General features: G+C 60.7%; 11 protein-coding genes and 1 pseudogene. 2 read left to right on the forward strand and 10 right to left on the reverse strand.

What is annotated here, in order from left to right; genetic code table 11:
• Window positions 1-91: 91 nt before the first annotated feature.
• From WCA53_RS04105 to WCA53_RS04125, 5 genes are all read right to left on the reverse strand, one after another.
• The gene (locus WCA53_RS04105; protein ID WP_423905762.1) at window positions 92-2,719 is read right to left on the reverse strand and encodes a glycoside hydrolase family 15 protein; all 2,628 of its coding nucleotides are present in this window, start codon (window positions 2,717-2,719) and stop codon (window positions 92-94) included.
• A gap of 55 nt (window positions 2,720-2,774) precedes the next feature.
• Window positions 2,775-3,884 (reverse strand): extracellular catalytic domain type 2 short-chain-length polyhydroxyalkanoate depolymerase, encoded by a 1,110-nt coding sequence (locus WCA53_RS04110; RefSeq protein ID WP_423905765.1) that lies wholly within the window; start codon window positions 3,882-3,884, stop codon window positions 2,775-2,777.
• 222 nt (window positions 3,885-4,106) lie between these two features.
• Window positions 4,107-4,319 (reverse strand): BBE domain-containing protein, encoded by a 213-nt coding sequence (locus WCA53_RS04115; RefSeq protein ID WP_423905767.1) that lies wholly within the window; start codon window positions 4,317-4,319, stop codon window positions 4,107-4,109.
• 11 nt (window positions 4,320-4,330) lie between these two features.
• Window positions 4,331-4,879 (reverse strand): FAD-binding protein, encoded by a 549-nt coding sequence (locus WCA53_RS04120; RefSeq protein ID WP_423905770.1) that lies wholly within the window; start codon window positions 4,877-4,879, stop codon window positions 4,331-4,333.
• Between the two features lie 157 nt (window positions 4,880-5,036).
• Window positions 5,037-5,651, reverse strand: coding sequence for a TetR/AcrR family transcriptional regulator (locus WCA53_RS04125; RefSeq protein WP_423905774.1), 615 nt, complete (start codon window positions 5,649-5,651; stop codon window positions 5,037-5,039).
• Between the two features lie 85 nt (window positions 5,652-5,736).
• Here WCA53_RS04125 and WCA53_RS04130 point away from each other — a divergent pair, with 85 nt between their 5' ends.
• On the forward strand, window positions 5,737-6,864 hold the full coding sequence (locus tag WCA53_RS04130) for an MBL fold metallo-hydrolase (RefSeq protein WP_423905779.1): 1,128 nt from the start codon (window positions 5,737-5,739) through the stop codon (window positions 6,862-6,864).
• 69 nt (window positions 6,865-6,933) lie between these two features.
• Here WCA53_RS04130 and WCA53_RS04135 read toward each other — a convergent pair.
• Window positions 6,934-7,152: pseudogene (locus WCA53_RS04135) on the reverse strand (OsmC family protein); the annotation flags it as partial.
• Complete coding sequence (locus WCA53_RS04140) at window positions 7,064-7,378, reverse strand: hypothetical protein (protein WP_423905793.1); 315 nt, start codon at window positions 7,376-7,378, stop codon at window positions 7,064-7,066. The gene WCA53_RS04140 and the pseudogene WCA53_RS04135, both read right to left, overlap by 89 nt.
• Here WCA53_RS04140 and WCA53_RS04145 point away from each other — a divergent pair.
• Entirely contained in the window at window positions 7,266-8,825 is a 1,560-nt protein-coding gene (locus WCA53_RS04145; protein WP_423905782.1) for a hypothetical protein, read from the forward strand. The two genes, WCA53_RS04140 and WCA53_RS04145, sit on opposite strands and share 113 nt — an antisense overlap.
• An 80-nt stretch (window positions 8,826-8,905) precedes the next feature.
• Here the strand turns inward: WCA53_RS04145 and WCA53_RS04150 are convergent, their stop codons facing one another.
• Genes WCA53_RS04150 through WCA53_RS04160 form a run of 3 tightly spaced genes read right to left on the reverse strand, consistent with a single transcriptional unit; the run spans window position 8,906 to window position 12,107 of the window.
• On the reverse strand, window positions 8,906-9,727 hold the full coding sequence (locus WCA53_RS04150) for an ABC transporter permease (protein ID WP_423905785.1): 822 nt from the start codon (window positions 9,725-9,727) through the stop codon (window positions 8,906-8,908).
• Between the two features lie 23 nt (window positions 9,728-9,750).
• A complete protein-coding gene (locus tag WCA53_RS04155; protein ID WP_423905790.1) occupies window positions 9,751-11,001 on the reverse strand; it encodes an ABC transporter permease in 1,251 nt (416 codons plus the stop codon).
• 44 nt (window positions 11,002-11,045) lie between these two features.
• Window positions 11,046-12,107 carry an ABC transporter substrate-binding protein gene (locus WCA53_RS04160; protein ID WP_423905787.1) on the reverse strand — a complete coding sequence of 354 codons (1,062 nt, stop codon included), beginning with the start codon at window positions 12,105-12,107 and terminating at the stop codon, window positions 11,046-11,048.
• Between the last annotated feature and the right edge of the window lie 158 nt (window positions 12,108-12,265).

The raw sequence follows: 12,265 nt of genomic DNA on the forward strand, positions 1-12,265 counted from the left end.
GCGCCGGGCGAACGAAACACGTATTGTGAGTGTTCATAACCGCCTGCCGTTGATAGAAGCAGATAAGACGACCCGTACCACCGCTCGACCCTCACCACCCGACCGTATCGTTCAACACAATCCCGCCCGACGCCGGCAAGTTCATCGTCCGATTTCCTCCTCCGGGCAGGTTCTCCCATGTCACGCTTGCGTCGGCGTTCTTGCGGTAGTACTTGTATTGAACGCTACTGCTTGCCGGCAGGTTCACCGTGTTGCTCCACACGGGATAGTTGGCCGGGTCCACGGGCAGTCCGAGATTCGTGTTCCAGTTGCCGAGCGCGGTCGTGTTGCCTGTTACATACATGTACTGGCCCGGCTGCGTCGCGGCCTTGACGTTGATCGTGACGCCGGCTTGCCCACTCGCCGGCGCAATCACGCAATTGCTGTAACGCGCGCACACGATGGACGGAATATCGACGACCCTCCCCGCGTGAATCGACGCCAGCAAGCTGATGTACTCGCCCATCGCCCAGTTGAGCGGCGCCATCGACTTGGTTGGCGCACCGACTGTGAATCCCGGCGGCGTCACGACCTGCCAGTTGTAGGGCAGCGTCGTGGTGTTGGTCCAGATCTGCTCGGGAATATTTCCTTCCGGCGTCGCGAAGGTCTTTATGGCGTTGAGGTACGCGGTACCGCTGCTGCCCATTCCACTGCTCGCGATGCTGTACATGCCGCGCTCGGCCGTAAAGATAGGCCACGCGCGGCCGACGCCGGTGCCGTTGTAGTCGCTGCCGTCGTTGTGTTCGCCGTAGCCGTCGAAATTGTAGCGGAACCGCGCCTGGTTCGAGTCCGTCATGTTCGTCGCGAGCACGGCATCATAGGCGGCAAGCGTACCGACGATAGTGGGGTCGTTCGCCCGCTTTGCGCCCATGCGCACCAGTTCGAGGAAACCACCGTCGACCACCGCGCGCTCATCCTGCGTGCCGCCGCCGTTCTTCACGAGAAAGGTTTGCCCCGAGTCGGGATAGCTGGTGGGTTCATAGATTTGCGGACCGCTCCCCGACTGGCTCATGCTCGCCGGATTGATGCGGACGTAGTACTTGCCGCTTCCGTAAAAGCCGGTGTTGGTGTAGGTCCAGTGCGTGACGTTCTCTTGCCAATAGTCGGCGGCAGCCAGGTAGCTGCCTGCGCGTGCATTGTCGCCGTTGTCTTCGGCGATGCGCGCAGCAGCGACGAGGCCCGCTACTTCAGCGGCGATAGTCGATGGCGAATAGCCGGCATTCTCCTCCCAGCGATCCTGATAGGTCCAGGGTCCCGTGTGGAGAATATAATCAGCAGTCAGAAGTATCTGCGGCCACAACGCGTCATAGACGACCGGACCGAGACGCCACGCGAGCAGGATCGGCATCGCCTGCTCGTCCATCTGCGTCCCCTGCCAGTAAGGCCAGCCGCTCACCCACGAGTTCTGAGGGAAGCGGCCGACGCGGCTGAACCCTTGTGCGCAACCGTCGGCATCGTATTCGGCGGTGCCGCAATTAGTCTTCTGTTGCAGGATATCGAAAAGGTAATAGACGACGGTGGCGGGCGTCGTCGTATCGCCAGCCGTGATCAGCGCATTGGCGAACTTGAAGAGATCCCGCGACCACACGAGGTGATAGCCGCCCATGTCGCTGTCGCCCTGCGTCTCGCCCCATGGCGTACCAATGCCCGCGATCATCGCGCCATTGCTCTTGTCCTGCATTGTCTTGAGCGTCATCGCGGCGAGGTAGTACTCATCGTCGGCGGTGCCGCCTTGCGTCGAGAGGCCCGCGGCGTAGGCATGCCACGCGCTGTCATATTGCGTGCGCAGGCCGTCGAGGTTGTCGCCGAGCGTGGCAGTCGCGGTCTGCATCGCGCTGCTCGCGGACGTGCTGTCGAACGAAAGAACGACGTTGAACGAAAGGCTCGTCGCGCTGCTGCTGCCAAAGTCGAGCCAGCCCATCTGCGCGACGTTGCCGTTGGTCGCCGACGAATAGGTCCACTGCATGCTCAAGTGCGGCGATGTCCCGCCAAGCAGATCGGTCCAGCCGTCGCTCTGGCCGTAGAAGCCGTTCGATACCATCTTCGTGCCGCCTTGTACTTTCCACGGCAACGAAGCTGCGAGCGCCGAGTAGCGTAGGTTGTGGTTGGCGACCAGCATCACACGGCCATTGCCGGCGGTGGCGGTCGTCGCGGTGTTGCCCGAACCGGCGTTGTCGAGATGCGGCTTGAACAGCAGATACACGTTGTAGTCGCTCACGTGCGTCCCGTTCAGCGCCTGGAACGTGACGCGTTCGATCAGCGAATTGCGTTTGGCATCGGCGTAGATGGTCTTGACGATCTGCCAGTTGTGAGCGCTATTGCCCGTCGTTACCTTCCAGCTCATCGTACGCGGGTCGGTCTGCACGGCACTATAAGGCTGGAGCTTTTCCTCATCGACGAACGTGCTGGCGGCATCGCCAACGAGGAATTGCAGGTCGACGGTCTCGGTCGTGTCGAGCACCGGGTAATACAGCTCGGACACAATGCCGCGATACCCCGTGAAGTACACCTGCGAAGCCGGACTCAGCGCGGTCCCGAGGAAGGACTTCTGCGACGGTCCATGCACCGCCGCCGCGCCCGGAGCGCCGAAGGCCTCACCGGAAGTCGTTGCATGAGCGGCGCCGAGCAGCAACGCCGCCATTGCCGCGATGGCCCATCGAAGTATGGTTGCGAGTTTCATGGCTTGCACTTCCCGGATTCACCGCAGTCCTGCGCTTTCGATCGGTCACGACTGGTCAATGAGTCGCGCCCGAAACCAGCCTGTCGATCATGTTGCGGATCGCGCGCAACTGGACGCCCTGCTGATCGGCAAAGTGGCCGCCCGTGTAGCCCCACCAGTCCCAGCAACCGTTTGGATTCAGTCCGGGGATCGACACCGCCTGCGGAAACAGCAGGACGATCCGGTTATTGTCCGCCCACTGGGCATAGCCCGCGTGCCGGACGAACGTAGTGCCGAAGAGGAGGCCACCCCCCGGCGGCGATTCGAGCGGCAAGTAGTCCTGGCCCTGCTCGCACCCATGCAGCACGATGTGCAGACGGCAAGGCCCCCCGGCATTGCACGCGGCCGGCACATAGAGCCAGCCGGTGGTATCCATGCCCGTGGTCCACGCGAAACCCGAAGCAGGGCCGGCCGGCAGATAAAGACTCTGGTCGAAGCGGATGTAGCTCCCTTTCTTTGTCGACGCGGCCGGGGGTGCGAGCGGATCGGGGCCGTAGATCCAGCCGAGAATCGCCTTCGCGCCGTCGAACTGACACTTGCCGATAAACGGCGACTCGGTCTTCTCGCACGGCACACCATAGTTCAGGGTCGGCATGGTGTGGCCTGCATTGCCGAGTTCGATCGCCGATACGTTTTGCGCCGGCACGCCGAGCGCGGCGTAGTACGCCTGCAGCTGCGTGACCACGGGCCGCGGCACAGTGGCATCGTCCGCGCCGGAAATCGTGATCACGCGTTGCGCAGCAATATTCGCGGCGGCGTCGATGTTGTGGCTCGCCGACGACGCCTTCGTGAACGAAACGAGCGTCGGCACGTCGGTGCTCGTCGGCGTGACTGCGCATACGCCCGGGGGCACGATCGTGCACGAGCACTTTGTTGTCGCGATCAGCAAGCTGTCCTGAGCGCAATAGTACGGGCCGCCCCCCACCACGCCCACTCCCTTGATGATCGACGAATACGCGACCCCGAGCTGCACCGCCATAAAGCCGCCCGATGAGAGCCCGGAGACCGACGTCTGCGTGATATCGAGGTTGAGCGCCGGCAACGGCGGATAGGAGGTCGAGTCTGCGAAGCAACCTGGCGACAGCGTCGCGAGCACGATGGCACAGATACACAGGATGGCTCTCATGGGCTCGTCCTCCGCGGTTCTTGCGGTTGCATCGAATCAATCTTAGTCAAAAAAAAATGCTAAATCGCGGTCCGGATCGAAGTTTTTTGGCCCGGGCGCGACAAGCGATCCAGAGAACGCCCTAGAGCGCGCCCTAGAAGCCGCCCGATAGTGAGCGCTCTTCCCGTAACCGTGCTGTAAGACGCACCATTCGACCCGCGCGGGTTGTTGGCTTTGCTTGGGCTAGATCTCGCTACCGACACCATGGTGAACAGTGAAAAGACCCGCCGGATCGTGGCGCTGTTTGATAGCCACGAGCCGTGAATAGTTCGCACCCCAGAACGCCTCCTTCCAATCTGTACCAGACCCGCAACGCCCACAGTGGTGCAGCCGCCACCCTGTACGTAGCGCCCGCTGCCGCCGGTGACGGCGTGGTAGACGTCCAGCCAGATGCAACCGGCGCCGACCTATACCGCCGGGACGGGCGCAACGCCTGCGCCTTGTGGCGAGAACGCGTCGTGAATGGCGATGGTGTTCATGGGGCGCGTCCAGATCAGCAATGAGCCTGGCGCGCTAGAGCTGCCCAGGTAGCTGTGCCCGCCGCCTTTGATGACCAGCCTGACGTTGTGACGGCGCGCGAAATCGACCGTTGTGGCGACGTCTGCGGGGCTTGTCGCCGCTACGGCATAGGCACTCGGCGACGATTGCCATGCGTCGAGCCAGCCGGAATTTTGTGTCAGGCCAGCCTGCTCGCCGATGTAGAACGGGTTGGTCAGTAGCGTCTGGATTGCAGGATCGCTGAGGTCGGGCAGGGTGAGCCGCGAAAGGCGGCCACCCACCGCTTCGTTGAGCTCCGCCCATTGGGAGGCATCAGGCCAGCCCTCGGCATCCGGCTGTACGTAGCGAGATGCGGAGGTCGCCTGAGCCCTGGGCAGCACGGACGTCACGTCCAGCGCGAGGCCGGCACCGAGGACGCAACGCCGCCGCTGCCCCTTGGGCGTTGCGGCACTATTCATTCTCACGGTTCCGAATCGCTTGAATCTCATAGTGAATCGACTTGTCCGTTCAGATGGTCCATGAACAACCGCGGCTGCGTGTTCCCGACAACGTCGCTTGCAGACTCAGACGTGACAACCCGCGAGAACCCCAGGTAGTACGCTCGTCGCCAACGAGTCATGCATAGCGTGCAAGAAACATATCGGCTGCGGATTCCGCTACTCGCCTTTGTTCATCCACGCTGAGGCGTGGCTGGCCCATCGCCACCTGCGGCCAGAATGCGAACGCTTTTACCAGGGCCTGTAACTGCTGCGAGGCGAACATCGGGTCCGAGGTCTTGAGACGGCCATCGGCAGCGGCTGAGCGAATCCACACCGTCAGGTCTTCTTCGCGCTCACCCATGCGAGCCACCATGTCGCGCGCGCGCTCTGGCGAATGAATGCCTGCCGCGATCGCGACGCGCGCGAGAGACAGGAACGCCTCGTCATTTAACAGGCTCAGCTTTTTCAGCAACAGCTGCAGCAACTGCGCACGCAACGGACGCCGCGCGGAATAAGCAGGCGCCTCTCCCGTATCACTCGAATCCCACAACTGCCGCAGGATTGCAGCAAACAGCGCTTCTTTGCTTGGAAAATGATTGTAGACCGTGCGCTTCGAGACGCTCGCGCGCGCTGCGATGCGATCCATACTGGTGCCGTCGAAGCCGGCCGCAAGAAATTCTTCGATGGCCGCCACTATCACGGCGGCGCGCTTGCGGTCGGTCAGGCGGAGGGGAGTGTCACTGGCATTCATCAGGAAATTTTACACTACACAGTTTACTTTTCTCGAAAATAAACTACACTCAACAGTCTACTTTATGGATCGAGAGACGCCCTACATGACACCGTTAGTCGGTTCTATCCGTCACGCCTTAGGCCTGACAGCAGCGCAACGCGGGCGTGAATTGTTTGACCAATCGGCTCAGCATGACGGTCAGCGCTTTCGTAACGTCAAGCCGCGTCCGGTCGAAGGAATCGGCAAGACGCTGGGCATCGCGTGGAATTTGTTGTTCAACAAGCCCGACGGCACGGCGCCGGCAAGCGCCCTGCCCGTCGATGCGCTATCGCCTGAACAGCTCCGCGCCGCGCCTGACCGGAGCCTGTACCGCCTTGGGCATTCAACCATGTTGCTCAAGCTGCGTGGCCAATTCTGGTTGACCGACCCGGTCTTCGCTGAACGTGCGTCGCCATTCCGACGGTTCGGTCCAAAGCGCTTTCATGCACCGCCCATCGCGCTCGCCGACTTGCCGCCGCTTCGTGGCGTGATCCTGTCCCACGACCACTACGATCACCTCGACCGGGAGACAGTGCTGGCACTCGCTGCAACGACGGGCGTGTTCCTAACGCCGCTAGGTGTCGGCGACCGCCTGATCGAGTGGGGTATCGACGCGTCGAAGATACGCCAGCTCGACTGGTGGCAGCAGGTTGAAATCGACGGCCTGGCGTTCACCGCAACACCCGCGCAGCATTTCTCCGGCCGCAGTCTGTTCGACGGGAACAGCACCTTGTGGGCTTCGTGGGTCATCGTCGATGACGCTCTGCGCGTGTTCTTCAGCGGGGACACAGGCTACTTCGACGGATTCAAGACGATTGGCGAGCGGTTGGGTCCGTTCGACGTGACGCTGCTCGAAACCGGCGCGTACGACGCCCAATGGCCGTACGTACACATGCAGCCCGACGAGACCGTACAGGCACATGTCGATCTGCGTGGCCACTGGCTGGTGCCGGTTCACAACGGCACATTCGATCTGGCGAGGCATCGCTGGCAGGAACCGTACGAGCGCATCGTCGGGCTCAGCGCCGCGAGGGGTATTGCGCTTGCGACGCCCCGCATGGGAGAGCGGCTGGATCTGAGCGCGCCGCACCGCGGCGAGAAGTGGTGGCGGGAGATTGAGGAGCGTGTGCAAGAGACCGTGACGCCGCGGCGCTGGTTCTCTTGCCGCCATGGTCGCCAAGCGAGTTCGTGAGGATAGCTATTGATGCTTACGGACACAGCGAGCGACGGCGCGTTGCACCGCCCGAACGGGGAGGTCAACAACGCGACGCTTAGCCGCGACAAGGTTCAAAGCGCCGTGGAAACATGCGGCATAACCTGCGGCAAACAGTTGCTCCGGATTCGTGCCGCCGCCGTTTCCCCCGAGTACTTTCGGCAATCGAAGCTGTACGTCAAATTCCCCGTCTGCCGAACGCGCATGCCCGGATGACCGTGCATGGGTTTGACAGTCGTCCGATTTCGCCTGACCGCTTGCAAACAAATAAAGTTTTTGCTTTGCCCGCCGTTATACAAGGCGTTACGCCTAGCTGTTCAAACAAACAAAAACTAATACACAAAAACGCGAACTCTTCCACTATGACAACCTTGTCATCATTGAACCTAGCCATCCCCTCGGTCAGTTCGTCTTTACCGGCAACGAGCACCTCGGCTTCATCGGCGAGCAAGGCCGCCGCACAGAATTCGGCGACACCGCCGTCATCGGTCATTGTCACACTCAGTCAGACGACTCCCGCAAGCCCCCTGCAGATCTACACTTCACTCGGTACGCAGGCAAACGCGACGCCCACGGTGACGTGGGAAAGTAACTCGACCGATGCCGTATCGACATTGATGGCCGGCAATTATGTGAATCCATCGCTCGCCAGTAGATTAAGTGGTTTAGGCAGTGCTCTGCTGAATCAATTTAGCAGTACCGGCACCAACTTCTCGCAATCCGTGCAGACCACTTACGCGAACTCCGGCGGTTCACTTGGGCAAATTGGAGGCGGTACTCAAGCCGATGTTGAGCTCACCATCGTAACGAAGAGCGGCGTGGAAGTTGACCTTACCCTGGATAGCAACCAGGACGGACTCTCTGTTAGCGCCAAGAGCAACGGCCCCCTAAGCGCCGCAGAGCAAGGTGCGCTCGCGAAGCTCTCCGGTGCGTTCCAAAGCGCAATCAACGGACTTAGCACTAGCCCGCCAAGCCTTAACGTCAGTGGGCTGACCCAGTTCGACCCATCGGTGTTAGCGTCGGTAAGTCTAAAGTCTAGTGTAACGACCAACGGACAACAGGTTCAATCGATAGCCTTCGCGGATAACAGCTCCGGGAAAACCGTCAGCGTGACGGAACCGTCCGGGACGATCAAGTTAAGCGTGAACGCGAGCGACTCCTTGATCGAGGGCAACCAGCAGCAACGAACCCAGGCCATTAACGAGTACCTGCAGCAATTCGATGACGCAAACACGCGGGGTCACGGAGACGCGTCACTCATGGCCGTGTTCAGAGATGCTTTTACCCAGATGAATAGTGGAGGTCCGTCGCAACCGGGCTCCGACACGGACTATGCGCCATCGATAAGCGGTGCGCAAAGTGCCATCCTGACGGGCCTGGATGATTTCAATGCTTCGATTACCGATACTTCGATAGCAAGCAATCCGATGCGTCCAAGTGAAATGGACTCTTTTTCGTATCAGGTGTCGCAACAGACCGACGTGCAAGGTAACCAATGGGACGGGGCTATCTCGCAGCAGCAGCAATCCCATCTCAGCGCTAATTATCACGCGCCATTGTCATCGGAAGCACCGCTGAAACTTACCCTTTTGCCTAAATCGCAAAATTACGACTACATGACGATCAACGACGACGCGGAGAGTACAACCAGTCTTGCCTATCAAAAAGGACAGATTACCCAGGCGTCGTTAAACCAATCAGCCAGCCAGTCCACGGACAAGTGCACATACATGCTGGGCAAGCTGGTTTCGAGCACCGCGGCACCATCCAAAGCGTCTAGCTCGTCGGACTTGCTAGCGTTGCTGAAGCCTTATCTGACTAGCAACCCGACTTCACAAAATACTGATCAATGGCAGCAAACATTGTCGGATATACACAGTCAAATATTTTTGCAAGCTAACCCTGCTAGCTTGAACGAGTCGCAGGATTCATCGTCCTGACGGCTTTGTCGCGTTGTCGAGACGCCTCGCGTACGATCGTCTCGATGAGGACGCAGGCCGTTATGAACAGCTCTCGATGCTCAAGCCACCGCTGCCCCCGCCGCCCGCCCCCGCAACCAGTTGATAGATGTGAAAAGCGCCACCGCGAACAGGATCAGCATGGTAGCCACAGCCAGTATGGATGGATCGATCTGATCCCGTATCCCGCTCCACATTTGTCGTGGCACCGTAGTCTGATTCGGACCGCCGACAAAGAGAATCACGATCACTTCATCGAATGAGGTGGCGAACGCAAACACACTTCCCGTCGCGACCGCTGGCATGATCAGCGGCAGCGTGACGCGTCGAAATGTGGTCCACGGCGCCGCGCCCAGACTAGCCGCCGCCCTCAGCAGACTTTGATCGAAGGACAGCAGCGACGCAGTGACCGTGATCACGACAAACGGCGTGCCCAGTGCTGCATGCGCAAGCACCACGCCGGTATAAGTGTTGACCAGCCCTAGCGGCGCAAAGATCAGATAAAAACCCGCGGCGACGACGACAATCGGAATGATCATCGGCGAGATCAGCAGGGGCATGATGATGGACCGATAGGGGAAATTGGCGCGGCTAAGCCCAAGCGCCGCCAAAGTTCCGAGGCACGTCGAGATCAGCGTCGCTGCGGCTCCAATACCAATGCTGTTCCCGAGAGCCCGTTGCCAGTCGCTGCTGCCGAGCGCCTGCGCATACCAGTGCAGCGAGAAGCCCTGCATCGGATAGGAAAAGTAAGCCCCCTTGTTGAACGACAGCGGAACGATCGCCAGGATCGGCGCAATCAGGAAGAACAGGGTCAAGGCGGAATGAACGCGCAGCCATTTCGACGCGCAACGTTCCGAGAGCACCCGATGACGAAGATTCTGCATGAAAGTCTCCCAGTCGGTCAGGATCAGCCGAACCGCAGGCGGTCGATGCCCACAAGCCGGTTGAACAGGAAATAGAACACCGACGTAAAGATGACAAGGTACGCAGACAGCGCACCCGCCAGTCCCCAGTTCAACTGCTCGTTCGTCTGTACTGCTATCAACTGGCTGATCATCTCGTCCCCGGCTCCGCCGAGCAGCGCAGGGGTGATGTAGTAGCCGAGCGCCAGCACGAACACAAGAAAACAGCCCGCGCCCACGCCCGGCAGCGTCTGCGGTATGTACACCCGAATGAACGCCGTCACGGGATGCGCGCCGAGCGACTGCGCTGCGCGTACATAAACCGGCGACACACCTTTCATCACCGAATAGATCGCGAGAATCATGTAGGGCAGCAGGATATGTGTCATGCCGATCAGCACGCCGGTGCGATTGAAGATGAGCGGCAACGGATGACTCACCAGGCCAAGCCCCGTCAGCAGGCTGTTGATCACACCGCTCGGCTGCAGCAGCACGTACCACGCAGTCGTGCGCACGAGCAACGAGGTCCAGAACGGCACGATCACCAGCAGCATCAGGCGGTTGCTACTCGCTGAAGGCAAGGTCGCGAGCAGGTAGGCCACGGGGTAGCCGAGCATGAGGCAGAGCAACGTGACAGTCGCGCTGATCCAGATGGTCCTCGCGAACGCATGCAGGTAGATCGCACTATCGTCGGGAACAAACGCAAGCGATCCGTTCGGCCTGACCTCTGCGTCGAGTGCGGACAGCAGGTAGTCGGGAGTCGGCGAGGCAGCGGATCGCTTCAGGATGCGCCAGATATCGTGTGAACCCCAACGCGGGTCGAGTTCGATCAGCGCGGGCTTCCACGCCGGCGGCGGCGTCTCGGGCAATGCACGCGCCGTGTGCATCAGCAGACTGCGAAACTCCGGCTGATAGAAGTTCAGCCGCCGCGCGACGGTCCCGAGCTCCCCCGCCTGCGACGCCTGACGAAGCTCCGTGGCGAGGATGGCGAAGGTACGCTCATCGGGAAGGGCAATGCCATTCCATGCTTCGAGCGACCGCGACAGCACCGGCAGGTTGTCGGGCACCTCGTGGTTCTGCACGCTGCGTGCGAGCAGGATCGCGATGGGTGCGATAAAGGTTGCCAGCAGGAAGAGCAGCAATGGCAGGGCGAGCAATAGCGCGCGCAGCGAAGCCTGCCTGCGAGCCCTGTCATAGGTGGACGGTCCATCGGTTCCAGAGTCGGAGCCTATGACTGCCCGTGCTGATTCCGGCATATTGGTAGTCGCGGTCACTTGTCAGTCCCGGTGCTGTTGCGTTGTCATTGCTGCGTGAGCCAGACCTGGAAGCGCTTGTTGATCTGATCCGCGTTGTCGGCCCAGAACGTCGAGTTGATCTGGATCGCGCGCTTGAAGTTGACTGGCGCGGTAGGAAGGTCAACCAGACGCTGCTTATCGATCAAGGCAATCGCGTCCTTGCGCGGCGGTGCATAGGCAATGTACTTCGCCAGATCCGCATAGCTCTTCGGCTGCGAAGCGGACGCGATGAATTTCGCTGCGTCATCCGCATGTTTCGCCCCGGTCGGAACCGCCCACCATTCGAAGTCGTAGACCTGACTGTCCCACACGGCCTTGAACGGCTTGTTCTCCTTTTTGGCGGCGTCGTCGATGCGGCCGTTATAGGCCATCGTCATCACTACCGCCCCGTCGGCGAGCAGTTGCGGCGCCTGCGCACCGGACTCCCACCAGACGATGTTCTTCTTGATCGTGCCGAGTTTGCGGAATGCCCGATCAACGCCAGCAGGTGTCGACAGTACCGTGTAGACGTCGGCCGGCACAACGCCGTCGGCGACCAGTGCCCATTCCAGCGCGACTTTCGGCGACTTGCGCATGCCGCGCTTGCCGGGAAATTTATCGAGGTCGAAGAAATCGTTGATGGTCGCGGGCGCGGTCTTGAGCTTTGATGCGTCGTACGCGTACACCGTCGACCACACCATGCTCGCGACTGCGCAATCGCTAATCGAACCCGGGAGGAAGTCGCTGGTGTTGCCGAGTGTCTTGCGATCGAATTTGCGCAACAGGCCTTCGTCGCAGGCCGTGGTCGCGTCGTTCGATTCAAGATCGATCAGATCCCAGGTCGTATTCCTGGCCTGCTCCATCGCAGCCAGCTTGGCGAGGCCGCCGTCGTACGATTCCGTCACAAAACCAATACCGGTCTTCGCCGTGAACGGCTCGAAGTAAGCCTGTTTGGCGGCGCTCTCATAGGCGCCGCCAAAGGTCACCACCGAAAGCGTTTCGGCCGCGTTCGATGCGGCGGCAAACAGCCCGAGCGCGGTGGCAAGCGTGAGCCCCGTGAGGCGCGATTTGGAATGGCTAGCGTCCATGTCAGTTAACTCCTGCGGCGATTGAAGGTGCGGAAGGTACGAAGGGGAAAGGCTGTCCGCGCGTGGCGGCGTTGGGGAGAATCTTGCAATCGTCGTGACGCCAGCTCACGTCAATTGCGCTGCCTGGCGACGGCAGATTGTGGCGCTGCGTGTTGGGA

This window comes from Caballeronia sp. (assembly GCF_049581465.1).
GTDB lineage: Bacteria > Pseudomonadota > Gammaproteobacteria > Burkholderiales > Burkholderiaceae > Caballeronia.